The organism is Pseudoalteromonas sp. APM04, assembly GCF_022809815.1.
Classification (GTDB): domain Bacteria; phylum Pseudomonadota; class Gammaproteobacteria; order Enterobacterales; family Alteromonadaceae; genus Pseudoalteromonas; species Pseudoalteromonas marina.
In genome coordinates this window covers 3074516-3098494 of the sequence record NZ_CP094441.1, presented here as the reverse complement: position 1 = coordinate 3098494, position 23979 = coordinate 3074516, and the positions used below count along the sequence as shown (strand labels likewise).

The following is a 23979-nucleotide window of genomic DNA, read 5'->3' as shown; positions in this document are numbered from 1 at the left end:
AATTATTTTTGTTATTTAGTTCCCTTCTAAATGACTAATCTAACGCTTAATTAATACAATAACTTATGCCACCTTAGATATACCTTTAATTAGAGTGCTTATTATGACCGTTGTAACATTACTGTCATCTTGATGAAATATAATTTATAGAACGTTAAGATTTAAAGGTGTTTTGATGACTTCCAATCCGAATAAACCGTCTTTTAATACGGATCGAAGCCGTCTATTTAAAGACAGGTTTGCCAAATTTGGCATAACCGCCGGTGGAGTAATGGTATTAATAGCGCTGTTGTTAATATTTTTCTACCTTCTTTATGTAGTACAGCCAATTTTTGAGTCAGCTAAAGTTGAAAAGCGTGACAGCTTCACAGTAAGTAACGCAGATCAAATAGTTGGCTTAGGTGTTGAAGAGCAAACCGAAGTTGCTTATTTACTAAGCCAACAAGGCCAAGTTGATTTTTACAATGTAGAAAAAGCAAGTTTTGGTAAAAAACTCAAGACGCTTAATGTTGCTCTTCCAAGCGAAGTAACAAGCTTTGCAACGAGTGCACCGTTTCAGGGCCAATACGCATATGGTTTAGAAAACGGCACTGTAATGGTGGTTGTACCTAAATTTTTAGTTACCTTTCCAAATAACGAACGCAAATTAACGCCACGCGTTGATTACCCGCTTGGTGAAATGGCGTTAGAAGTTGATGCTCAAGGCGCTGCTATTAAGCGTTTTGCGTTTACTCACTATGAAGATAAAACGGCGGTTGTTGCATTAACCGCAGATAAGCGCGTTTTGTTTAGCAGCTTTGTTGCTGAAGAAAACATGTTTACAGGTGAAGTAGAGTGGGTTGTTGAGCGAACAGAGCTTGATGTTGAAGGTCGCGTAGATGAGCTTTTAATTTCGCCAGATACAACACGTACGTTTATTCGTTCAGCTAATCAAATTTACGTTTATGATACGCGCTATCCGAGTGAAGTAGAGCAAATCCAGTTATTATCGGCTAATGAAGAAAACGCTAATATAGTGTCTGCTCAGTTACTTGCGGGTGCAAACTCATTAATGCTTGCTAATGATAACGGTGAAGTATCGCAGTGGTTTGAAGTAAACACAGACGCTGGTCGTCAGTTCCAAAAAATTCGTGCGTTTGAAACAACCAAACAAAGCAAATTAAATATTTTTACAGAATTTTATCGTCGTACTTTCTTTACTACCAGCAGCAACGGTGAGCTTGGTGTTTACTACACAACAAGCGAAGCTAAGTTGTGGCAGGGTAAAGTAAGTGAAGGCGAAATTAAATACTTTGCAATTGCTCCACGTTCAAATGCTGCGTTAATTTTAGCGGATGGTAAATTAACGGTATTAGAGGTTCACAACGAACATCCTGAAGTAACATGGTCTGCGTTATGGCAAGAAGTGTGGTACGAAGGTTATCCAGAGCCTGCATACATTTGGCAGTCAACATCTGCAAGTGATGACTTTGAATCTAAATTTTCGCTAGTGCCTATTTCGTTCGGTACAATTAAAGCGGCTTTTTACGCTATGTTATTTGCAGTACCCATTGCGATTTCGTCGGCAATTTACACTGCGTACTTTATGTCGAGTGGATTACGTAAAGTTGTAAAGCCAACCGTTGAAATAATGGAAGCACTTCCTACGGTTATTTTAGGCTTTTTAGCGGGCCTTTGGTTAGCGCCTTTAATTGAAGAGCACTTACCTGCAATTGTTGGCTTACTCATTTTATTACCTATTGGTATTTTAGGTTCAGCACTTGCGTGGACGAAGTTACCAGCAAGTATTCGCCATAAAATACCTGAAGGGTCTCATTCAATTATTTTGATTCCTGTTGTATTAGTTGTTGGTTGGTTTTCGTTCGCAATGAGCGAAACAGTAGAGCTGTGGATGTTTGACGGTAATGTTCGCCAGTATCTAACAAACGAGTTAGGCATGACATTCGACCAACGTAATTCATTGGTAGTCGGTATAGCAATGGGTTTTGCAGTGGTTCCTACTATCTTCTCTATTGCGGAAGATGCCGTATTTAGTGTACCTAAGCACTTATCAAATGGTTCATTAGCACTAGGGGCTACTCAATGGCAAACACTCGTACGTGTTGTGCTATTAACTGCAAGCCCAGGTATATTCTCTGCGGTAATGATGGGCCTAGGCCGTGCCGTGGGCGAAACCATGATTGTACTCATGGCAACAGGTAACACACCGATTATGGACTGGAGTATTTTCCAAGGCATGAGAACGCTGGCAGCTAATATTGCGGTAGAAATGCCTGAATCAGAAGTAGGTAGCTCGCATTACAGAATATTGTTTTTAGCCGCCTTTGTACTATTCATATTCACCTTTGTATTTAACACGTTAGCTGAGTTTGTTCGTCAGCAGTTACGTGAAAAATACAGCTCAATGTAAGTGGAGAGACACGACATGGTAAAGCAGTGGTTTAAGTCTGGTTCTCCTTGGATTTGGATGACCGGCGGTGCAGTGAGCATCAGCTTAATTTCGGTTTTAGGTATATTAGCGATGATAGCCTGGAAGGGATTGAGTTTTTTCTGGCCTTCTCAAGTTGTACAGTTTGAGCTTGAAGGCTCGATTGCCAAGCAAACCGTTATTGGTGAAGTTTACGACCGTGAACTCGTACCAAAAGAACGTTTGGCAGCGACAGGTGTTGATGTTTCAGCATTTGATAAAGAAGAATTTGAACGTTTACTTATAAAAACAGGTAACCGTGAATACGTAGCTCTAGATTTTCGTTGGATACTTGAAACCGACATAAAAGCAAAGTCTACACCGGCTACGCTTGCAGTATTTGAACGTAGTAAAAATGGTAATTTTTACGGGTATGTAGAAAGTGTATTTAAAGATGGCAAGCCAGTAGAGGGCGATAAAGTAGAGGTTTTATATGACCTTGTTGAGCGTGCTGTAGATTTAAATGATGAAGCACTGGATTTACAAAATGGCGATATAGGTCATATCAACTATGAACTTGAGCGCTTACGCTTAAAAGAGAAAAGCTACTTACTTGATAACCAGTTAACAGATGAACGTGTTGCAGAGCTTGCAAAAACGCGTGCCGAATTACGTGCAGAGTACGGCGAACTTGAAAAAGAGTTATTTGCACTGCGTAAACAGGCAAAACGTGACCATGTTACGGTAAAAGATATGCGCGGCGAAATAGTCACGATCCCTATGTATCAAGTACTTGATGTGTGGTTTCCGAACGACATGGGCTTTTTTGCAAAGCTAGGCCACTACTTTGGTCAACTAGGCAAGTTTGTGTCTGATGATCCACGCGAAGCAAATACAGAAGGCGGTGTATTCCCTGCTATATTTGGTACTGTATTTATGGTTATGTTGATGGCTGTGATAGTAACGCCGTTTGGTGTTGTTGCTGCTATTTACTTGCACGAATACGCGGCTAAAAATGCGGTCACTAAAATGATTCGTATCGCGGTAATTAACTTAGCGGGTGTACCTTCTATTGTTTATGGCGTATTCGGCTTAGGCTTTTTTGTATATATGCTTGGTGGCAGTATTGACCAATTATTTTACCCAGAGTCTTCACCAACACCAGTATTTGGCACGCCGGGTGTAATGTGGTCTGCACTAACATTGGCAATACTAACGTTACCCGTGGTTATTGTATCTACGGAAGAGGGTTTATCACGTATTCCAAGCACTGTACGTGACGGTTCATTAGCATTGGGTGCAACTAAAGTTGAAACCCTATGGCGTATTGTAATTCCAATGGCAAGCCCTGCAATTATGACGGGGTTAATACTGGCTGTTGCACGTGCAGCAGGCGAAGTTGCGCCCCTGATGTTGGTAGGTGTTGTTAAAATGGCACCGACGTTACCATTAGACGGCAACTTTCCGTATTTTCACTTAGACAGAAAGTTCATGCACTTAGGCTTTCATATTTACGATGTTGGCTTCCAAAGCCCGAATGTTGAAGCGGCACGCCCGCTGGTATATGCAACGGCATTTTTACTTGTGTCGGTTATTATCACACTCAACATAACGGCCATTGGTATACGTAACCATTTACGTGAAAAATTCAGATCGCTTGAACACTAATTAGTAAAGATTTAATAGGTAACAAACATGATTACAGTCGCTCCAAAAGTAAACCAAGCCAATTTGGGCATGAAGTTAGATTTAGACAATTTAACAGACGAGCAAAAAGCGTTAGAGATTAAAGATCTCGATCTTTACTACGGTGATAAACAAGCGCTTAGTAAAGTGAATATGAATATTCCAAAAGGCCAAGTAACGGCGTTTATCGGCCCATCAGGTTGTGGTAAATCAACGCTATTACGCTGTATTAACCGCATGAATGATTTGGTTGATATTTGTCGAATTGAAGGTGAAATACTCCTTCATGGACAAAATATTTACGATAAAAATGTAGATGTTGCGGCGCTTCGCCGTAACGTTGGGATGGTGTTTCAGCGTCCTAATCCATTTCCAAAATCGATTTATGAAAATGTAGTCTATGGTCTACGCTTACAAGGCATTAAAGAAAAGCGTAAGTTAGACGAAGTAGTAGAGCAGTCATTACGTGGCGCTGCTTTATGGGATGAAGTAAAAGATAGACTACATGACAGTGCATTTGGTTTATCAGGCGGTCAGCAACAGCGTTTAGTTATTGCTCGTTCTATTGCGATAGAGCCTGAGGTTTTATTACTAGATGAACCAACGTCTGCACTTGATCCAATTTCGACTTTAGTTATTGAAGAACTAATTAACGATTTAAAGAATAAATTTACCGTGGTTATTGTTACGCATAACATGCAACAAGCAGCGCGAGTGTCTGACCAAACAGCCTTTATGTACATGGGTGAACTGATTGAGTACTCAGATACAAATACCTTATTTACAACACCAACAAAGAAAAAGACTGAAGATTATATTACAGGTCGTTACGGCTAAATAATTAACAGTACCGTGTTGTACAAGATTTAGAGAGAAGGTAATTATGGAACATAATATTAATAAGCATATTTCTGGTCGCTTTAATCAAGAGCTTGAAAATGTTCGTAACCATGTACTAAGCATGGGTGGGTTAGTTGAGCAGCAACTAAGTAGTGCACTTGATGCGGTAAGCACAAACGATGCAGAACTTGCAGAAAAAGTGCGTAAAAACGACTACAAAGTTAATGCCATGGAAGTGAGCATTGATGAAGAATGTACACGCATTATTGCGCGTCGTCAGCCCGCAGCTAGCGATTTACGTTTGGTGATTGCTATTGCAAAAACTATTGCTGATTTAGAGCGTATTGGCGATGAAGCTGAGCGTATTGCAAAAGTAGCTCTCGATTCTTTCACTAAAGATCAACAAGATTTGTTAGTGAATATTGAAAATATGGGTCGTCAGGTTTTAAAAATGTTACACGATGTACTTGATGCGTTTGCACGTATGGATGTGCAGCGCGCATTTGAAGTACACAAAGAAGATGCTAAAGTTGATCGTGAATATGAAGCCATAACACGTCAAATTATGACGTACATGATGGAAGATCCACGTTCTATTCCAAAAATCATGGATTTAGTTTGGTCAGTGCGTTCATTAGAGCGAATTGGCGACCGTTGTCAGAATATTGCTGAGTACATTATCTACTTTGTAAATGGTAAAGATATTCGCCATATATCACAGGAAGATATTGAAAAATCGCTTTAAAGTTCATTAGCGCATTTTAACAAAGCGGCTATAAGCCGCTTTGTTTATTTAGCTATAAGTTAAATAATAAAAACCGTTCACAATTGTTGTGAATACTGTAAAATCGCATGCTGCACGCATGTAATTTGATTAAAGGGTCAGTTATGCCTACAAACGCGTTTTTAGGAGTTTTTGCAAAATCTCCTTTCAAACCAATGGAAGATCACATCAAAAAAGTTCATCAAGCTAGTAAAGCTTTGATACCTTTTTTTAATCACGTTTTTAAAGAAGAGTGGACACAAGCAGAAGAGCTTCGTATCACTATTCGTAATTTAGAGCGTGAAGCCGATGACATGAAAAGAGACATACGTTTACAGTTACCACGCGGTTTATTTATGCCGGTAGAACGTACGGATCTGCTCGAGTTAGTAACCCAACAAGACAAAATTGCTAATAAAGCAAAAGACATTGCTGGGCGCGTAATCGGTCGTGAAATGACCATACCAGCAGTAATGCAAGCTGATTTCTTGGCTTACTTAACTCGTTGTGTGGATGCGACAAAACAAGCATCTAAAGCAATAAACGAGTTAGAAGAGCTATTAGAAACAGGCTTTAAAGGTCGCGAAGTGACCTTAGTAGAAAAAATGCTCGTTGAATTGGATGCAATAGAACAAGACACGGATGACATGCAAATTAAAGTACGCCGCCAACTACGTGAAGTAGAAAGTGAGCTTAACCCTGTAGATGTAATGTTTTTATACAGCATTATTGAATGGGTTGGTGAGCTTGCAGATATTGCAGAGCGCGTAGGATCACGTCTTGAGCTGATGTTAGCTCGTTAATTTAAAATCAGTTCAAACACGAAAGATTAAGGTTATACAATGGATATCATTGCATCTTACGGCACGGTATTAGTTTTAATTGCCGCAGCTGTTGGTTTTTTCATGGCTTATGGTATTGGCGCGAACGACGTTGCGAACGCCATGGGTACATCTGTAGGTTCAAAAGCATTAACAATCAAACAAGCTATTTTAATAGCAATGGTTTTTGAGTTTGCTGGTGCTTATTTGGCAGGTGGTGAAGTTACATCAACTATTCGTAAAGGAATAATTGATGCTGCACCGTTTGCGAATATTCCTGAACTGATGGTTTTAGGTATGATTGCCGCGCTATTTGCCGCCGGTTCATGGCTACTAATCGCTTCATTCTTAGGTTGGCCAGTATCAACAACTCACTCTATTATTGGTGCAATCATTGGTTTTGCGCTAGTTGCAGTGGGTACAGAAGCAATCCAGTGGAATAAAGTAGGCGGCATTGTAGGAAGCTGGATCATTACACCAGCTATATCCGGCTTTATTGCGTATCTAATATTCATGAGCGCGCAAAAGCTTATATTTGATACAGATGCACCATTAAAGAACGCTAAACGCTACGTACCAATCTACATGGGTTTAGCGGGTTTTATCATGGCTTTAGTTACAATCAAAAAAGGTTTAAAGCACGTTGGTATTAACCTAGGTTCTGTTGAAGGCTATGCGCTTTCAATTGGTGTTGCAGTGGTTGTTGCCATTATTGGTAAAATTGCTATCTCTCGCTTAAACATCGATCCTAAAGCTGACAAACAAATGCAATTTAATAACGTAGAAAAAGTATTTGCGGTATTAATGGTGTTAACGGCTTGTTGTATGGCATTTGCTCACGGTTCTAACGATGTTGCTAATGCAATTGGTCCACTAGCTGCTGTTGTAAATATTGTTGAAAACAACGGTGAAATTGCTAAGAAAGCAGCAATTGCATGGTGGATTCTTCCACTAGGTGGCTTTGGTATTGTTGCAGGTCTTGCCATTTTAGGTAAAAAAGTAATTAAAACAATTGGTGAAGGCATTACACATTTAACGCCTAGCCGTGGTTTTGCTGCAGAACTTGCCGCTGCTTCTACTGTTGTTATTGCATCAGGAACTGGTATGCCAATCTCTACTACTCAAACCTTAGTGGGTGCGGTACTAGGTGTAGGTATGGCACGTGGTATTGGTGCACTTAACATGAGCGTTATCAGAAACATTGTAGTTTCTTGGGTAATAACGTTGCCAGTTGGTGCTGCCCTTGCTATTGTTATCTTCTACGTACTGAGAACCGCATTTGGGGTTTAACAAAAAAGTACTAAAAGACTTTTAGCTTGAAAAGATCTCAATGCCCTAGGTATTGGGGTCTTTTTATTTGTGGAAAGAAAAAATGACCAATCTTCCAAGTATTAAACAGCTTCAGTATTTACTCGCTGTTCATCAGCATCAGCATTTTGGCCGTGCAGCCAGTGCCTGCTTTATTGGCCAGTCGACACTAAGCAGTGCCATTCAAAACCTTGAAGAAACGCTAGGTTGCCAACTTATTGAGCGTGAAAACCGAAGTCTTATGTTTACAAGCATAGGTGAAGAGGTTGTTGAGCGTTCACGAAAAATAATTAACGACACTATCAGTCTAAAAGAGCTCACAAAAAGCTTTTTAACGCCGCTCAGCGGTAAGTTAACCGTTGGCGTAATCCCTACTATTGCAAGCTTTATTGCAGCGCCTTTGTATCACTTTTGTCAGCAAACTTTTTGTGAATTAGAGTTGGTACTAATTGAGGATACCAGCGACAAATTACTGGATAAGCTAGAGCATGGACACATTGATTTAGCGTTACTGGCATTACCGTATGCAACCGACAAGTTTCATACCCAAATTTTAGCAAAAGATCATTTTAGCTTAGTGCACCATAAAGATTATATGCCTGCAAAGGGCGTAGAAGACTTTAATCTATTACCTGATGCAAGTGTGTTTTTGTTAGAGCGAGAGCACTGTATGACGGGGCACGCGCTGAGTGCGTGTCATTTAAACCGCTCTAGTTGTATTAACCCATTTGAAGCGGCCAGCTTACATACATTACTCAGTATGGTTGAACACCAGCTCGGGGTGACCTTTTTACCACAAATGGCCATTAATGCCGGTATTTTAGAAAATAAACAGATGGTAGCCACACCGTCGCAAAGCGATGCTTACAGAGATATTGGTATTCTTTGGCGAAAAACTACTGGACGTATTCGCGATTTTAAATTGTTTAGCCAGCAGCTTGAGGTGTTTTTACAACGCCAATGTAGTTTAAACTTTAATGAGCCAAGCAATTAAAGTTAACCGCTATTAAAAAATTAAAGCAGCCTACAATGGCTGCTTTTGACTTTGAACATGGCTTTCAAATGGCTCCAGTTCAGGTAAAAAAAGTAAGTAAATCCATACCACTACATTAAAGTAGGGCACGCACCCTAATACGGTAAACACTTTGACGGGGTAACCTTTTAAACTTGAATATCTGTAACATTGGTACGCAATAATAAAGTGAATTATCAGTAATAATATAACTAGTTGCGCCATACCTTCCTCCCTAAAACCCTTGTAGCTTGTAATCAACCATGTATTGATTGGGGGTTGATGTCATGTTTATACAGCGTAATCCTTTAAATTACATGACATCCTCTTTATCTGATAAAGAAAGTATAGGCAAGAAAGAAAATAATGGAAGAAAAAAGTGACGTTAAATTGTTCGAATTTGTTAGTTTTAAGCTAGGCTACTGTTGGTAAATACTTTTATTTTGATAAATTTTTTCAAGCTCATCATTTATTTTTTCAACAGGAACGGGGCGAGCAATAAAGTAACCTTGCCCGTAGTCGACACCAATGTCTCTTAAAGTAGTAAATAATTCTTTATTTTCAACGTATTCCGCAACAGAATATTTATCGAGTGAGCGACTAATGTCGTTAATTGCTTTTACTAAAGCAAGGTCAATGGGGTCATTAAGCATGTCGCGAACAAACGAGCCATCTATTTTTACATGTTGAGCAGGCAGTTGTTTTAGATAACTAAAGGTACTAAAGCCAGTCCCAAAATCGTCTATTGAAAAGTGACACCCTAAAGAGTTAAGCTTATCAATCATCTTACGTGTAGCTTGTATGTTATTTATGCTTGCGGATTCGGTGATCTCAAAAATAATCCGTGTGGCGGGAACATTGTACTTTTCAAGGTTCGACTCAATGAGTGGTAGCAGCCGTTCATCTAAGAATGATTGTGCAGATAGATTAATAGCAACTTGGCTAAGTTGAGGGTATTTTGCAACACTGGCAATTGCATTTCTAATTACGCACTGATCCATTAAAAAGGTGTCGTTAAGCATTTCTAGAGACGGAATAAACTGATTAGGGTAAATAAGAGTGCCTTCATGCTTTAAGCGCAATAGTGCCTCAAAGTAAGCAACTTTTTCTGCTTTAAAATCCCATATAGGCTGGTAATGCAATTCAATATTATTCTGTTGAAGTGCTTGGCGGATTTCGTGTCCCCACTCAAGACCTGTTTGAAGTGTATTGTTGTGCGCATCTTCTTTTGAATAGCAATGTACTAAGTTACGGCCTAAGTTTTTTGCAATATACAAAGCAATGTCGGCTTGTTTTAAACACTCATTAGGGTCGTTATTGTTTACTGTAATTTGCGTTAAGCCGATAGAGCAGCTTATTGTGTAGCTTTGCTCGTTTGACTTAAAGGTATGCTGCTCTATGGCACTACAGACACCTTCTGCAATAAGGTGCGCATCGAGTAGGTTCATATTTTTTAGAATGACGGCAAATTCATCGCCACCAATGCGACATACTAAGTGTTCTTTTTCAATGTTGTCTTTAAACAGCTGTGCCACATCTTTTAACACCAAGTCGCCTTGATGATGGCCTTGGCTATCATTAATAATTTTAAAATGATCAAGGTCAATGTAAATCAAGGCATGCTCAACATCGCTGTGAGTATGTTTGGGTTTACAAATACGACTTAGCTCTTGGTCAAAGTGGTATCGGTTGTGTAGACCAGTTAATGGATCATGCAGCGCAAGGTGGCGTAATTGAAGTTCGGCTTGCTTACGCTCGTGAATGTTATCAATAGTGACAGTGATCGTTGCATTATTGCGTCTGTTTTTAATTAGCTGCAACCTACATTCAACCCAAATTTGGCCACCGTTTTTATGTTGGAGTTTTATTTCTATTTGCTGATGATCGTTCCCACCACCGAGTATATCGTCGATGGTTGCTTTGAGCTTTATCTGACATTCACCAGTATAAAATTGCGTTAGGCTTTTTTGCAGGCTTGTTTTAACGCCAAAACCACTTAAGGTTTCCCAGGCTGGATTTATAAAGCGAATTTTTCCTAACTGGTCGAGCTCAAGAACAACAGTATTAAGGTGCAATAATATGCGCTGATGAGCTGAGAATAGTTCTTTATACCTCACTTCGCTTACGCTTAACTGCTCTACTTTTTGAGCAAATTCAGCGTAGCTCACCATAAAGTCTTCTCGACGAGCGGCATGATCACATACTTTATTTAAAAATGAAGGTTCGTAAGGGGCGCGAATAAAATCGGTTACGCCCGATAACAAAAGCTGTTCGGCATAATCAGCATCAGCGCTATCTATAATAGTAACAATGGCTTGCTTTGGGTTATGTTGTAAAATATTTTCGACAAGTAGGCTAGATTCATCGGTTTTTTCTTGAGTGGTATCAAGCAGTACGATTGAGAACTGTTGTTGGTTGTACTGGTTCAGTGCGGCTTTACACGTTGTGACATGTGTAATAGCAAAATTTAGTTTTAGTTCTTCAGTTATCGACTCCGCCTTATTTGCGTGGGGCTCTAACAAAAGTAGGTTTAGTCGACTGCTTTTTTCTAAATGTGTAGATAAAACATTAGCCAGAACTTGCGGTAGCATATCTTGGTTTTCAAAAGGCAAAACAGCATCGATTCCGTAACTACGGGCGGTTGTTTCTGCAATTCGTTCGCAGTAAGTCGGTGGCATCAACAAAATAGGGGTGTTTTTAGGGGTTTTTAATAGCCCTGAGCGAATCATACGAGAAAAACGCCAACCGTCTATTTTACCCACATTTAATCCAGTGATAATAATATCAACCGGTTGTTGCTTAAGAGTTTTAAGAGCTTCCTGGCTATCATTTGCTTCAATAAAGCTAAATACGTTAAGCTTTTTTAAAGTATCTTTAATCACCCTGCGCTCAGCACGGCTTGCATTTAAAATCAGCAAATTTAATTGTTCTGCCACGCAGGAGATCCTAAAAATCGTAATTTACTACCATTACTAAGGGTAATAAGTTTTGTTAGTAAGAACAAGTAGATTTGAATAATCCCCCCGAATAGAAGGATGCTCAGGTTTACAGTAGTTGGATTGGCTTCTTGAGCTTAATTGACGATAGATATACACTTGGCGCGATTTTTAATGATGTGGATTACCAACTATGCGCGTAGCTGACTTTAGTTTTGACTTACCCGATGAATTAATTGCTCGCTTTCCAAAAAAAGATCGTACGAGTAGCCGCTTATTAAGCCTCGATGGTCCAACAGGGGAGATAAGCCATAAAGTATTTAGTGATATTCTTGAGCTAGTTAACGAAAACGACTTACTCATTTTTAATAATACGCGAGTAATACCAGCACGTATGTTTGGCCAAAAAGCATCGGGCGGTAAGGTTGAGGTACTTGTAGAACGAGTATTGGATGAACACCGTGTGCTTGCTCATGTTCGTGCAAGTAAATCATTAAAACCAGGCAATGAGGTTATTTTAGAAGGCAAAGCTAAAGCCACTATGATTGCCCGTCACGACACCTTATTTGAGCTGGAATTTGATCACAGCAAAAATGTACTCGACACACTTAACGATATTGGCCATATGCCGTTACCGCCTTATATCGATAGACCAGATGACGAAGCTGACCGCGAACGTTATCAAACAGTATATGGTGAAAAACCAGGGGCTGTGGCAGCACCTACAGCGGGCTTACATTTTGACGAGCCGCTTATGGCTGCGCTTAAAAATAAAGGTGTAAACATGGCCTTTGTCACGTTACACGTAGGCGCAGGTACATTTCAGCCGGTACGTGTAGAGACCATTGACGAACACGTCATGCACTCAGAATACATTGAAGTACCACAAGATGTTGTGGACGCTGTAGCACAGACTAAAGCGAGCGGTGGGCGAGTGATTGCTGTTGGTACCACATCTATGCGTTCGCTCGAATCAGCTGCAAAAATACATGGCGGTAAATTAGATACTTACTTTGGCGATACCGATATTTTTATTTTTCCGGGTTACCAATTTAATGTCGTTGATGCCATGGTCACTAATTTTCATTTACCTGAGTCAACGTTAATTATGTTGGTGAGTGCGTTCAGCGGACAAGACAACATAATGGGTGCCTACAACACAGCAATAGAACAAAAATATCGCTTTTTTAGTTATGGCGATGCTATGTTTTTAACACGTAAATAGCGCTGTTTTATTTATTATCAAATATAACTAACACTCAACCCCAGCATACTTGCTGGGGTTTTTAGTTGCATATGATTATAACGAGCGAATTTACCGCAGCTAATAGTATTAGCAGTGCAAAAAGGGTAGAATCGAGCGGTTAAATTATAGCTTGTTGGACTGTTTTTCCGACATTGAGGATGATATGAAATTTGAATTAGACCGCACCGACGGTAAAGCGCGCCGTGGCCGCTTGATTTTTGACCGTGGTGTAATAGAAACACCTGCATTTATGCCAGTAGGTACTTACGGTACTGTTAAAGGCATGACACCTGATGAAGTTAAAGCAACAGGTGCGCAAATTTGTTTAGGTAATACCTTTCACTTAATGCTTCGCCCTGGTACTGAAATTATTAAGCAGCACGGCGATTTGCACGACTTTATGAATTGGGACTTCCCAATTTTAACTGACTCAGGCGGCTTCCAAGTATTTAGTCTTGGCGCAATGCGTAAAATTACCGAAGAAGGTGTTTTGTTTCAGTCACCTGTAAACGGTGACCAAATAATGATGTCACCAGAAAAATCAATGGAAGTGCAACGTGATTTAGGGTCAGATATTGTAATGATATTTGACGAATGTACACCATACCCTGCTACTGAAAAAGAAGCTAAGGACTCTATGGAGCTGTCTCTTCGTTGGGCTAAACGCTCAAAAGAAGGCCACGGCGATAACCCTTCTGCGTTATTTGGTATTATTCAAGGTGGTATGTACCCAGAATTACGTGCACAATCACAAGCCGGTTTAGAAGAAATTGGCTTTGACGGCTATGCATTGGGTGGTTTATCAGTTGGTGAACCTAAAAACGAAATGATGAATATTCTTGATCATTGTGCGTACAAAATGCCTGAAAATAAGCCGCGTTACTTAATGGGTGTTGGCAAGCCAGAAGATTTGGTTGAATCGGTACGTCGTGGCATAGATATGTTTGACTGTGTTATGCCAACGCGTAATGCACGTAATGGTCACTTATTTATTACCACTGGTATTATTAAAATACGTAACGCAGTGCACAAAACAGATACCGGTCCACTCGACCCTGATTGTGATTGCCATACGTGTAAAAATTACTCGCGTGCTTATTTACATCACCTTGATAAATGTAACGAAATTTTAGGTGCACGACTAAACACAATACATAACTTACGTTACTATCAGCGTGTTATGGAAGGCCTGCGCAATGCAATTAGCGAAGGTAAACTAGAAGAATTTGTAAAAGATTTTTACGCTCGCCGCGGCCAAGAAGTGCCAGAGCTTGCAGATATAAAAAATTAAACTTTAAATTTAAAGAGGAAGTATTATGAGTTTATTTATTTCAAACGCACACGCATCAGCTGGCGCACCTGCAGCCGGTGGCGGCATGGAAATGCTAATCATGTTAGCTATTTTCGGTTTAGTTTTTTACTTTTTAATTTACCGCCCACAAGCTAAGCGTGTTAAAGAGCATAAAGGCTTAATGAATGCGATGGCTAAAGGCGATGAAGTACTAACCCAAGGTGGTTTAGTAGGTAAAATTGTTAAAATTGCAGAAGATAAAGATTTCATCGTTATCTCTTTAAATGAGCAAGCAGAAGTTACAGTTCAAAAAGCGTCTGTATCTGCTGTATTGCCAAAAGGCACAATGAAGTCGCTATAAAAATAATAAGGACGACCCCGTGTTAAACAAGTTTCCAGTGTGGAAGTATTTACTTGTTTTAGCTGTGGTTGCCATTGGCCTTTTATATGCCTCTCCAAACTTGTATGGCCGTGACCCGGCTATACAAGTTTCGGGCGCTAAAGGTGCTGATGTTGATCTCAGTGTAGTAGACAAAGTAAACGCAACCCTTAAAAAACATAACGTAGCAGTTAAATCAACCAAGCTTGAAGGCGGGCAAATACTTGTTCGTTTTAAAAATGTTGAAGAGCAATTAAAAGCACAAGATTTATTGCGTGACTCGCTAAGTGACGATTACATTTCAGCCATTAATATGGCGCCGGCTCAACCTCTTTGGTTAAAATCCCTTGGCGGAAATCCAATGAAGTTAGGTCTAGATTTAAGTGGTGGCGTACATTTCACCATGGAAATCGACATGGCAACAGCGGTTGATAACCAGCTTGAGCAAATGGAGCAAGATTTCCGTAGCGATCTACGCGAAGAAAAACTTCGTTATCGCAGCGTTCGTCGCGTGGCTGGCTCTGACCGTATGCGTGTTGAAATGCGTAATGAAGAAGATAAAAATGCTGCAGAGCGCTTTTTAGAATCTCGTTACCCACTTAACGTATACATTGATGACAGCAGTAACGATAATGCATTTTTTGCCACCATGAGTGAGCAAAAGCTGAAAGAGATTCGTGACTACGCCATCAAGCAAAACGAAACAATCATTCGTAATCGAATCAACCAAATTGGTGTTGCAGAGCCAAACGTACAGCGCCAGGGTGCTGAACGTATTATTGTGCAATTACCCGGTGTGCAAGATACCGCTCGTGCTAAAGAAATTTTAGGTGCGACAGCAACGCTTGAATTTCGTGAAGTAGACGAAAACGCCGATCCAAGCGCTGCCGCTCAAGGCCGTATCCCTGCCGGCACTGAAATGATCATGAGCCGCGACGGTTACCCTGTGGTACTTAAAAAACGCATCATTCTTGAAGGTAGCCATATCACTGGCGCGCAATCTGGCGCAGATGAATACCAACGCCCACAAGTAAGCATTTCACTCGACAGCAAAGGCGGTTCAAAAATGAATGCCTTTACTAAGCGTGCAATTGGCAAACGCATGGCAACGGTATTTATTGAATATAAACCATCAGGTAAAAAAGACGAAAACGGTAAAGCACTTCCACCTATTAAGGTAGAAGAGGTTATTAACGTGGCAACAATTCAAGCTCGTTTAGACCGCTCTTTTCGTATTACAGGTATTGATAACCCAGCTGAAGCACATAACTTAAGTTTACTGCTTCGCGCAGGTGCACTTGTTGCGCCAATTCAAATTGTTGAAGAGCGTACAGTGGGGCCAAGCTTAGGCCAAGAAAACATTGAAGCAGGTATGACTGCGGTTGCACTTGGTTTTGCGTTTGTACTTGCCTTTATGCTTATTTATTACAAAGGGTTTGGCTTAGTGGCTAACTTAGCGCTTGCTGCCAACTTGGTGCTTATTGTTGGCATAATGTCACTTATTCCAGGCGCTACGTTAACCTTGCCGGGTATTGCAGGTATTGTACTGACAGTTGGTATGGCGGTTGATGCTAACGTACTTATTTTTGAACGTATTCGTGAAGAGCTGGCCGATGGTCGTAGCCCGCAACAAGCCGTTCATTTTGGTTACGATAGCGCATTCAGCACTATATTTGATGCCAATATCACTACGTTAATTGCGGCAGTTATATTGTTTGCTGTGGGCACAGGCCCAATTGCAGGCTTTGCCGTTACATTAGCTATTGGTATTTTAACTTCAATGTTTACAGCCATTGTTGGTACCCGAGCGGTGATCAACTTATTTATTGGTGGTAAACGCATTGATAAACTTTCTATTTAAGGAGCAGACATGCAAATTTTAAGTTTGGGTAGCAGAACCCTTCGTTTCATGTCTCTTCGAAAAGTGGCAATGGGCTTTTCTACGCTATTAATTGTAGCGTCGATAGTATCAATGTTTACGAAGGGCTTAAATTTTGGTCTTGATTTTACCGGCGGCACCGCGGTAGAAGTGGGTTTTTCTCAACCGGCTGATCTTAAAAAAGTGCGTAATGTACTTGGTGAAAATGGCTTTGCTGATGCATCAGTGCAGCTGTTTGGTTCGAGCCAAGATATATTAGTGCGCTTAGCTCCACGTGGTAGCGATGTTAAAGCTGAAGTGATTGGTAACCAAGTAATTGATGCACTGAAAAAAGCGGACGACAGCGTAGTCATGCGTCGTATTGAGTTTGTTGGCCCAAGTGTCGGTGAAGACTTGAAAGAGCAGGGTGGCCTAGCCATGTTAACTGCACTTATTTGTATCTTAATTTACGTTGCATTTCGTTTTGAATGGCGTTTTGCTGTGGGTGCTGTAGGCGCACTATTACACGATGTAATTATCACTTTAGGTTTGTTTTCAGTACTGGGTTTAGAGTTTGATTTAACTATATTAGCGGCAATATTGGCGGTAATCGGTTACTCACTCAACGATACTATTGTTGTATCTGACCGTATTCGTGAAAACTTCCGAAAAGTACGCATCGACGATACCGTTGAAATTATTGATATTTCACTTACGCAAACACTTAACCGTACACTTGTTACATCAATCACCACAATTTTGGTATTGATTGCATTGTTTGTATGGGGTGGACAAACCATTCATGGTTTTGCTACTGCATTATTGTTTGGTGTATTTATTGGTACATATTCTTCTGTATATGTTGCAAGCTCGGTTGCACTTGCAATGGGAGTAAGTAAAGAAGATTTAATACCAGAAGTGATAGAAAAAGAAGGTGCAGATCAAGATCCGATGGCAATGCCATAATCTTAAATGCATTAAAAAGACCGCTCTATGAGCGGTTTTTTATTGCCTATAACATAGGAGTTTGAAATAAATATGTCATACAGAATTGCTATTTTATTGCTCTAATTGAAATAATAATTGAGCCAGTAGTGACCCTTCAACGACAAGCCTTAGAGGCTATTTTAGATAGCGGGGAAGTAACCACGTTATTTCAGCCTATTTTAGATATATCTGGTCAGCTCATTCTTGGTTACGAGGCGCTTAGTCGAGGTCCACAAAAGAGCTTATTAGAAATGCCCAATATGCTCTTTAAAGCTGCGCATCAAGAGGGCCTTATTTCTGAGCTAGAGCTACTATGCCGCTCAAAGGCAATAGAAAACTTTGTTAAGCTAAATTTACAAGGTAAGCTTTTTTTAAATGTGAGTCCAAAAACGCTACTAGACCCTTGCCACCCAAAAGGCGAAACACGCCACCTAACCGAGCAGTTTGGTTTAGCGACTAATCGTGTTGTTATAGAAGTAACAGAGCAAGACAAAGTAGATAACGACGACTTATTACTTAAAACCATTGCGCATTACCGAGAGCTCGGTTTTACCATTGCAATTGATGATTTAGGAGCTGGGTACTCTGGCTTAAAGCAGTGGTCTGCACTGCGTCCTGACTATGTAAAAATAGATCGTTATTTTATCGATCATTGCGATCAGAGTGAGGTTAAAAAGGAGTTTTTAAAATCAATTATTGTTTTAGCTAAAGCAACAAACACCTTAGTGATTGCAGAAGGCATTGAGCGCTCTGAGGAACTCGCTCTGGTTGAAAGTTTAGGCATTAATAATGTACAAGGTTTTTTATTTGAACGACCGAACTTGCAACCAAGTCGTGATTTTAGCTCTGCTCAAATACAAGCACTTACATTTAAATTATGTGATCAGTTTGACCAGTCAATGGCGATTGGCGCGCTAAGCCAACCACAAAAGGCCATAGCAAGTGATACCCGATGCAAAGACGCTCATTTACTCTTTGAGCAAGACAAAGCCATTATTAGCATACCTGTAATTAATCAACAGGGTCAGCCAGTGGGCCTACTACATAAAGACCAACTTACCGAGGTATTTGCAGCACCCTATGGTCATGCTCTTTATGATAAGCGCCCTGTTATAGAGTTAATGGATAAACAACCCCTAATTGTTGATGAAGACCAAAAGCTAGATACGGTGAGTAAGCAAATAACTGAGCAAGACTTCGATATTAGGCGCCATATTGTTATTACTAGAGGCGGCAATTATTTAGGGCTTGCGCCACTAAGAGACATTTTAAAACATATAACAGAAGAAAAAATTCGCCACGCACAACATGCAAATCCGCTAACAATGTTGCCAGGCAATGTTGCAATTAACGAAGCTATAGAGCATAGGTTACGTAATAAAAATAAATTTCATCTTGCTTATATTGACCTGAATCACTTTAAACAGTTTAACGATCTTTATGGCTACGCGAGTGGTGATAGTGTCATTAAATTATTGGCTGATGTAACAGTGCAAGCCTGTACAAATAGTGCTAACTTTGTAGGACACATTGGTGGTGACGACTTTATGGTTGTTTTTGACCAAAGCGATGCGGTAAGTATTTGTAACCGTATTATTGAACAGTTTGAACATCGTTCTCGTGCTTTTTTTACGCCCAATCACATAGCTAGCAAAGGGTATTGGGCTACAAATCGTGAAGGTGAAAAGCAGTTTGTACCTTTACTTACCTTATCAATAGGATTAGTTGAACCCGATTTACAGCAGTGCAAAAATAGCCATCAGGTTGCAGCATTAGCAACGGATGCGAAAAAAGAAGCCAAACGATTTCGTCATAGCTATCTTTTTACATGCAAGCGAAGGCGCCCTGCGCCTCCAGTAGTAGCGATTAGCAAATAGTAAAAAGGTAATTTACTTATAGGTGATCATGATGTTGCCATTAAAGTGTATCGTATGTGTAGTGAGCTTGTTTATTGGAAGTGTTGTAGCAAGCGAAGTTAATATTGTAAAAATTCCGAAAGATCAACATGCGCATTTTGCCCGTGATGATTACCTCAATGACATGCTAACCAAGGCATTGATAAGAGCCCAGTATCCTGTCGAAATAGAACGTGTTGCTGTACACCCGCATCAGCAACGCAATTTAATGTCACTTGATGATAGCTCGCTTGATTTATTTTGGAGTATGAGCAGCCCTGAACGAGAGTCATTAGCCACGGCCATTAAAATTCCATTGTTCAAAGGGTATATAGGCAAAAGAGCGTTAGTTACAAATAAACAGAATTTAGATAAATTTAAAGATATAAAAACGCTTGAGCAATTATCAAAACTGAGATCGGTACAGGGGCATGATTGGCCTGATACGCGCATATTGGTTAATAACGGTTTAAACGTGAGACCATTATCAAACTTAAAAGCCATGTTTGCGCTTACTAGCCAAGGCCGCATAGATTACTTTCCGCGATCATTTATTGAAGTCAATTCTGAGCTTTTAGAGCGAGATCACAAAAATTTACGTATTGTGCCTAATTTATATATTAGCTACCCAACAGCGCTATATTATTTTGTGTCTAAGGATAAGCCTGAGTTGGCTAAAGCGCTTGAGCAGGGAATTAAAATAATGCAGCAAAACGGCGAGTTTGATGCGTTATTTTATGAATACTTTGCTACAGATTTAAATTCCCTTCCTTATACAAAATGGGAAACTATAGAGATTAAGCTAATAAACCCATATTTTTAACAACAAAAAAGGAGCCTAGGCTCCTTTTTTGTTGTACCAATTATATTGGTAAAAGCAATTTATTAGCGAAGTAACGACTCAGTTAACACTGGACGAATTTCACGAATAATAGCTTGAGTCAGTTTTGGCGCGCCACAGATGATATTGCCACTGTGGTTGTAGTTATTACCACCAGCAAAATCGACAACCATACCACCCGCTTCTTTAACCATAAGCTCGCCTGCAGCAGAGTGCCAAGGTTTTAAGCCAATTTCAAAAAAGCCATCAACACGGCCAGCAGCAACGTACGCCATGTCTAATGCAGAACAGCCTGCGCGACGAATATCTGCAGTGTGAACAAATAACGCTTTAAACGCTTCAGTGTATGCATCTGTATGTTGTTTATGCTTAAAAGGAAAGCCCGTTGCTAAAACTGTACCAGCAAGAACAGTTGTTTTACTCACGCGTAAACGTTTGCTATTAAGTTGTGCGCCTTGACCTTTAGATGCAGTGAAAAGCTCACCACGAATCGGATCATAAATAACGGCTTGGTCTAAACGACCTTTAACTTTAAGTGCAATAGAGATTGCGTAATGTGGAATACCTTTGATGAAGTTTGTTGTTCCATCGATAGGATCTACAATCCATTGGTAATCATCATCCTTGCCTTTGTGTTCACCTAGTTCTTCGCCCACAACAGAGTGAGTAGGGTAAGACTGTAAAATAGTGTCACGGATTACGGCTTCGGCTTCTTTATCAATATTAGTTACTAAGTCGTTAGCGCCTTTTTGTTGCACTTCAACTTTTGATAAATCTTCGCCAGCGCGAAGTAAAATTTTGCCTGCGTTGCGCGCAGCGCGAACCGCAATGTTTAACATTGGATGCATGGAGTTACCTTTGGGTTGTAAAAGAACGTTTGTATTTTCAGCCGGCGTATTTTAGCGACTTTTGACATAAAGTAAACAATAAACCCTAAATACTTGTGAGTGTTTTTTGTACAGCCTTGAAAGTGTTGCACATTTAATTAAAACAAAAGTGTATTTTTAATTACCCACTAAAAATTTAAAAAAAGCGCTTTACCTAAAGTTAACTTGAGGTTTTATTGTGTGTCTAAATTAACTCACAAGGAAACAGTATGTATTTAGAACACGTAAATTTAGTTGTTAAAAACATTGGTACCATGATTCGCTTTTACCAAGCCATTTTTCCCCACTGGGTAATACGAAGTGAAGGGCGGGGTGAATGGTATGGAAAACCAAGGCGTTGGGTCCACTTTGGTGACGACACGCAATACATAGCAATGAGCGATCATGGTGAGGGTGAAAATAGATCGCTTTCAGGGCATCAAGTTGGGTTTGCTCACTTTGCTTACGTGACGGCTAATTTAGATAATACGGTGTCTCGTTTAAATAAAGCGGGTTTTTCAGTTCATAAGCAAGGCAATGAAAACCCATTTAGAAAAAATATCTACTTCAGAGACCCTTCGGGCTTTGAAGTTGAGTTTGTAGAGTACTTGTCGGATATACCTGCAGAACGAAATAATGATCTTTAAGCCCACCACTATATGGCTGCCAAAAGCAGCCATATTAAAGCAAATACAGTTGCACTTATTTACTGCTGACTCCTAGCTGTGACTTTAAATCGTTTGCAAAGCTCATGAACTTTTCTTTTATGGTACGTTTTATCTTTACTTCAACCGACCCTAGTATCGCTTTGCCTTCAATATGAATAGTAGGACCTTGACGCTTATTTAACGTTACTGATTTGTTTTCTAGCGTGCTTAAAATACAAAACATTTTGGACACAACATTAACATGCTCGGGTACGTAAATTTCGTCGCTACCAAAAATACAATTAACATGAATTGTCACGTTTTGATGCGTAAAGATAGCGTCGGTGAAATCAAGCACCACAGAGCCCATATAATTATTTAGGTAAATATTTTTAGGAACCACCCATTGTCCGCTTCGCTCGTTTGAACCCAAAATACTGCGCAGTGTGATGTCGTCATCGCTATTTTGTTGAGCACTGTAATTAGGCGTAAACTGCGATTGCTTTTCAGCTTTGTATTGCTTGTCGGTATTAAGTGTTAAGTCTTCTACTAACGTAAGCAGCACAGAATTGTCTTTTGCATCCATTGCTTTGTCTAATCGTCTTTCAAATGCCTCAACCGATATAACGCCATGGCTATAGTTATAAATTAACTGATCAATCACTTGTTCGCGTACTTGCTCTATTGGGCGGTCTTCAACTTTTACAGACATGGGGCATTCCTTAATTGTATTTGCAATTAGTTAACTAGTTAGCAAACCGTATACCAAAATTAATTTTGTTTATTATCAATAGTTTAATTTTTAAAGGCTTTTTGTTTAGTTGTTATATTAACGATACATTAACCAAAATAGCAATAATCTAGTAATTTTCACACTTTGAGAAAGTTTTACTCACTTGCCTGTAAATAGGGGAATGCGTTAAACCTATAAGAGTCTATGCTTCTCGTTAAGTTTATGATTTTTAATGGTAAATAAAGTTGGCTTGATGTTCGCATTAGTTAAAGTGTCTTTAATCAAAAGGAGAAAGATTATGAAAACATTTAACAAATCTATTATCGCCGCGTTAGTTCTTGGTACAACAGCAATGGGTGCACAAGCAAACAGCTGGGAAAACGAAAGTAAAGATGCTTGGATTGATGGCAAGGCAGAAACTGTGCTTCTTATGAACACAGACCTAAACAACTTTGACATAAACACTGATGTAACAAATGGCAAGGTAGTACTTACAGGTAAAGTTGATAGCGAAGTAGAGAAAGAGCTAGCAGAAGAGCTTGTACTTAGTCTAGATGGCGTCATGGACGTTGAAAACAGCCTAACCGTTGTTAAAAACATGAGCGCTAAACACACAGATTCTAAAATGATGGATGATGATAACGACCTAACGGACGCTAAAATCACCACGGTTATTACAACACGTTTCCTATTTGATTCTGAAGTAGGTGGAACCGATATTGATGTAGATACCGATAATGGTGTTGTTACATTAAACGGCTCAGTTGAATCATCAGCGGAAAAGCAATTAGCAATCGAAATTGCAAAAAATGCTGAAGACGTACGTGATGTGGTAGATAACTTATCTATCGTAGCTGAATAACGTTATACTCAAAGCCCAGCATTGCTGGGCTTTTTGTTTTTAACTGTTTGAAGGAGCTAAATAATGGATATCATTCGCATAATACTGTCTGTTTTGCTACCACCACTAGGTGTTTTTTTACAAGTGGGCTTAGGTATGCATTTTTGGATTAATATTTTATTAACGCTATTGGGTTACTTCCCTGGGTTAATACATGCAATTTATATTATTGCTAAAAAATAATGCGCAGCTGAGCTATGTTTACGCCAGTTGTAAGTAAATATCGCTCAGCGCATTCTATTAATAAATATTATTTTTAATCATTTTTACTTTATTTTCCTAAAACTCCCCAAATTTACCCATTCACACTCTTTAAAAGATTACAATTTAAGCAGTTAGCTTATTGATTGTTAAAATAAAGGTTTTTGGTAGTGACAAGCCCTAAAAAAGTTTTTATACTGCAACCCGCTTTAGTCGCTCTGTGGCTGAACGCTTCAAAAATTAACTGCCTTGCAGTTATATAAAGTTGGCCCCTTAGCTCAGTTGGTTAGAGCACACGACTCATAATCGTTAGGTCCCCAGTTCGAGTCTGGGAGGGGCCACCACTTTTAACCTTTAACTT

Annotated in this window: 21 protein-coding genes and 1 tRNA gene; 18 read left to right on the top strand and 4 right to left on the bottom strand. The window is 39.7% G+C overall.

Features of this window, described 5'->3' with window-relative positions; translation table 11 throughout:
- The first annotated feature begins 175 nt into the window (after positions 1–175).
- From MTP24_RS14315 to MTP24_RS14285, 7 genes are all read left to right on the top strand, one after another.
- Complete coding sequence (locus MTP24_RS14315) at positions 176–2410, top strand: ABC transporter permease subunit (RefSeq protein WP_039037978.1); 2235 nt, start codon at positions 176–178, stop codon at positions 2408–2410.
- Positions 2411–2425: 15 nt separating this feature from the next.
- A complete protein-coding gene (pstA, locus tag MTP24_RS14310) occupies positions 2426–4075 on the top strand; it encodes a phosphate ABC transporter permease PstA (RefSeq protein WP_243531825.1) in 1650 nt (549 codons plus the stop codon).
- A gap of 27 nt (positions 4076–4102) precedes the next feature.
- The gene (pstB, locus tag MTP24_RS14305) at positions 4103–4930 is read left to right on the top strand and encodes a phosphate ABC transporter ATP-binding protein PstB (protein WP_006791197.1); all 828 of its coding nucleotides are present in this window, start codon (positions 4103–4105) and stop codon (positions 4928–4930) included.
- Positions 4931–4976: 46 nt separating this feature from the next.
- Entirely contained in the window at positions 4977–5678 is a 702-nt protein-coding gene (gene phoU / locus MTP24_RS14300) for a phosphate signaling complex protein PhoU (protein WP_006791196.1), read from the top strand.
- A 143-nt stretch (positions 5679–5821) separates the two neighbouring features.
- Positions 5822–6499 carry a TIGR00153 family protein gene (locus tag MTP24_RS14295; RefSeq protein ID WP_006791195.1) on the top strand — a complete coding sequence of 226 codons (678 nt, stop codon included), beginning with the start codon at positions 5822–5824 and terminating at the stop codon, positions 6497–6499.
- 39 nt (positions 6500–6538) lie between these two features.
- Entirely contained in the window at positions 6539–7807 is a 1269-nt protein-coding gene (locus MTP24_RS14290) for an inorganic phosphate transporter (RefSeq protein WP_010556661.1), read from the top strand.
- An 82-nt stretch (positions 7808–7889) separates the two neighbouring features.
- The gene (locus MTP24_RS14285) at positions 7890–8819 is read left to right on the top strand and encodes a hydrogen peroxide-inducible genes activator (RefSeq protein ID WP_006791193.1); all 930 of its coding nucleotides are present in this window, start codon (positions 7890–7892) and stop codon (positions 8817–8819) included.
- A gap of 30 nt (positions 8820–8849) precedes the next feature.
- Here the strand turns inward: MTP24_RS14285 and MTP24_RS14280 are convergent, their stop codons facing one another.
- Positions 8850–9062 (bottom strand): hypothetical protein, encoded by a 213-nt coding sequence (locus MTP24_RS14280; protein ID WP_243531823.1) that lies wholly within the window; start codon positions 9060–9062, stop codon positions 8850–8852.
- Between the two features lie 194 nt (positions 9063–9256).
- Positions 9257–11773: an EAL domain-containing protein gene (locus MTP24_RS14275; protein WP_243531820.1), complete on the bottom strand. Its 2517-nt coding sequence runs from the start codon at positions 11771–11773 to the stop codon at positions 9257–9259.
- Positions 11774–11966: 193 nt separating this feature from the next.
- On the opposite strand from MTP24_RS14275, the gene queA reads away from it, so the two are divergent.
- From queA to MTP24_RS14240, 7 genes are all read left to right on the top strand, one after another.
- Positions 11967–12998 carry a tRNA preQ1(34) S-adenosylmethionine ribosyltransferase-isomerase QueA gene (gene queA / locus MTP24_RS14270; RefSeq protein ID WP_010556659.1) on the top strand — a complete coding sequence of 344 codons (1032 nt, stop codon included), beginning with the start codon at positions 11967–11969 and terminating at the stop codon, positions 12996–12998.
- A 184-nt stretch (positions 12999–13182) separates the two neighbouring features.
- A complete protein-coding gene (gene tgt, locus MTP24_RS14265) occupies positions 13183–14310 on the top strand; it encodes a tRNA guanosine(34) transglycosylase Tgt (RefSeq protein ID WP_006791189.1) in 1128 nt (375 codons plus the stop codon).
- Positions 14311–14335: 25 nt separating this feature from the next.
- Entirely contained in the window at positions 14336–14671 is a 336-nt protein-coding gene (gene yajC / locus MTP24_RS14260; RefSeq protein WP_006791188.1) for a preprotein translocase subunit YajC, read from the top strand.
- 19 nt (positions 14672–14690) lie between these two features.
- Positions 14691–16550, top strand: a complete 1860-nt coding sequence (secD, locus tag MTP24_RS14255) for a protein translocase subunit SecD (RefSeq protein WP_006791187.1) — start codon at positions 14691–14693, stop codon at positions 16548–16550.
- A 9-nt stretch (positions 16551–16559) separates the two neighbouring features.
- Positions 16560–17513, top strand: a complete 954-nt coding sequence (gene secF / locus MTP24_RS14250) for a protein translocase subunit SecF (protein ID WP_006791186.1) — start codon at positions 16560–16562, stop codon at positions 17511–17513.
- Positions 17514–17641: 128 nt separating this feature from the next.
- Positions 17642–19411, top strand: a complete 1770-nt coding sequence (locus MTP24_RS14245) for a bifunctional diguanylate cyclase/phosphodiesterase (protein WP_243531818.1) — start codon at positions 17642–17644, stop codon at positions 19409–19411.
- Positions 19412–19442: 31 nt separating this feature from the next.
- Positions 19443–20252: a transporter substrate-binding domain-containing protein gene (locus MTP24_RS14240; RefSeq protein ID WP_243533733.1), complete on the top strand. Its 810-nt coding sequence runs from the start codon at positions 19443–19445 to the stop codon at positions 20250–20252.
- A 62-nt stretch (positions 20253–20314) separates the two neighbouring features.
- Here the strand turns inward: MTP24_RS14240 and suhB are convergent, their stop codons facing one another.
- Positions 20315–21118 carry an inositol-1-monophosphatase gene (gene suhB, locus MTP24_RS14235; RefSeq protein ID WP_006791183.1) on the bottom strand — a complete coding sequence of 268 codons (804 nt, stop codon included), beginning with the start codon at positions 21116–21118 and terminating at the stop codon, positions 20315–20317.
- A gap of 248 nt (positions 21119–21366) precedes the next feature.
- Between suhB and MTP24_RS14230 the strand changes: the two genes are divergently transcribed.
- Complete coding sequence (locus MTP24_RS14230; protein ID WP_243531816.1) at positions 21367–21783, top strand: VOC family protein; 417 nt, start codon at positions 21367–21369, stop codon at positions 21781–21783.
- A 55-nt stretch (positions 21784–21838) separates the two neighbouring features.
- On the opposite strand, the gene MTP24_RS14225 is transcribed toward MTP24_RS14230, so the two are convergent.
- The gene (locus MTP24_RS14225; protein ID WP_243531813.1) at positions 21839–22495 is read right to left on the bottom strand and encodes a LiaF domain-containing protein; all 657 of its coding nucleotides are present in this window, start codon (positions 22493–22495) and stop codon (positions 21839–21841) included.
- Positions 22496–22814: 319 nt separating this feature from the next.
- On the opposite strand from MTP24_RS14225, the gene MTP24_RS14220 reads away from it, so the two are divergent.
- The 3 genes from MTP24_RS14220 (at position 22815) to MTP24_RS14210 (ending at position 23962) form a co-directional block, all read left to right on the top strand.
- The gene (locus tag MTP24_RS14220) at positions 22815–23378 is read left to right on the top strand and encodes a BON domain-containing protein (RefSeq protein ID WP_006791180.1); all 564 of its coding nucleotides are present in this window, start codon (positions 22815–22817) and stop codon (positions 23376–23378) included.
- A gap of 63 nt (positions 23379–23441) precedes the next feature.
- Positions 23442–23600: a YqaE/Pmp3 family membrane protein gene (locus tag MTP24_RS14215; RefSeq protein ID WP_006791179.1), complete on the top strand. Its 159-nt coding sequence runs from the start codon at positions 23442–23444 to the stop codon at positions 23598–23600.
- A gap of 285 nt (positions 23601–23885) precedes the next feature.
- Positions 23886–23962: transfer RNA gene (locus tag MTP24_RS14210), tRNA-Ile, on the top strand.
- Positions 23963–23979 lie beyond the last annotated feature (17 nt).

Coding starts and splice junctions, on each gene's coding strand:
- tgt (WP_006791189.1), top strand. CDS start 13,183: ATGAAATTTGAATTAGACCGCACCGACGGTAAAGCGCGCCGTGGCCGC.
- MTP24_RS14315 (WP_039037978.1), top strand. CDS start 176: ATGACTTCCAATCCGAATAAACCGTCTTTTAATACGGATCGAAGCCGT.
- suhB (WP_006791183.1), bottom strand. CDS start 21,118: ATGCATCCAATGTTAAACATTGCGGTTCGCGCTGCGCGCAACGCAGGC.
- yajC (WP_006791188.1), top strand. CDS start 14,336: ATGAGTTTATTTATTTCAAACGCACACGCATCAGCTGGCGCACCTGCA.
- MTP24_RS14290 (WP_010556661.1), top strand. CDS start 6,539: ATGGATATCATTGCATCTTACGGCACGGTATTAGTTTTAATTGCCGCA.
- pstB (WP_006791197.1), top strand. CDS start 4,103: ATGATTACAGTCGCTCCAAAAGTAAACCAAGCCAATTTGGGCATGAAG.
- MTP24_RS14225 (WP_243531813.1), bottom strand. CDS start 22,495: ATGTCTGTAAAAGTTGAAGACCGCCCAATAGAGCAAGTACGCGAACAA.
- MTP24_RS14285 (WP_006791193.1), top strand. CDS start 7,890: ATGACCAATCTTCCAAGTATTAAACAGCTTCAGTATTTACTCGCTGTT.
- MTP24_RS14230 (WP_243531816.1), top strand. CDS start 21,367: ATGTATTTAGAACACGTAAATTTAGTTGTTAAAAACATTGGTACCATG.
- MTP24_RS14215 (WP_006791179.1), top strand. CDS start 23,442: ATGGATATCATTCGCATAATACTGTCTGTTTTGCTACCACCACTAGGT.
- MTP24_RS14280 (WP_243531823.1), bottom strand. CDS start 9,062: ATGGCGCAACTAGTTATATTATTACTGATAATTCACTTTATTATTGCG.
- MTP24_RS14240 (WP_243533733.1), top strand. CDS start 19,443: ATGTTGCCATTAAAGTGTATCGTATGTGTAGTGAGCTTGTTTATTGGA.
- MTP24_RS14220 (WP_006791180.1), top strand. CDS start 22,815: ATGAAAACATTTAACAAATCTATTATCGCCGCGTTAGTTCTTGGTACA.
- MTP24_RS14295 (WP_006791195.1), top strand. CDS start 5,822: ATGCCTACAAACGCGTTTTTAGGAGTTTTTGCAAAATCTCCTTTCAAA.
- phoU (WP_006791196.1), top strand. CDS start 4,977: ATGGAACATAATATTAATAAGCATATTTCTGGTCGCTTTAATCAAGAG.
- pstA (WP_243531825.1), top strand. CDS start 2,426: ATGGTAAAGCAGTGGTTTAAGTCTGGTTCTCCTTGGATTTGGATGACC.
- secF (WP_006791186.1), top strand. CDS start 16,560: ATGCAAATTTTAAGTTTGGGTAGCAGAACCCTTCGTTTCATGTCTCTT.
- queA (WP_010556659.1), top strand. CDS start 11,967: ATGCGCGTAGCTGACTTTAGTTTTGACTTACCCGATGAATTAATTGCT.